This window comes from Bradyrhizobium sp. Kon10, from assembly GCF_055807395.1.
The window spans coordinates 1-239 of record NZ_JBVVOZ010000384.1 but is presented as its reverse complement, the minus strand read 5'-3'; the positions used below and the strand labels follow the sequence as shown (position 1 = coordinate 239).

At 65.7% G+C, this 239-nt stretch carries 1 protein-coding gene; it reads left to right on the top strand.

Annotation, left to right across the window (positions count from 1 at the left end; translation table 11 throughout):
• Positions 1–239 (top strand): arginase family protein (locus tag AC0L2O_RS37460; RefSeq protein WP_473373281.1); only part of this gene is annotated, 239 nt, incomplete at both ends.

Here is a 239-nt window from a genome sequence, read left to right as displayed (position 1 = left end):
CAATCTCGTGCAGCTCGGCATCGGCGGCTGGCAGGTTCCCCGCTACGGCGTCGCCGAGGCGAGAAAACGCGGCACCAACGTGCTGACCATTGCCGACATCGAGCAGATGGGCCTCGAGAAGGCGGCGGAAATCGCGCTCGAACTCGCATGGAAAGACACCGACGCCGTCTACATCTCCTTCGACGTCGACAGCCTCGATTGCGGCTTCGTGCCCGGCACGGGCTGGCCTGAGCCAGGCG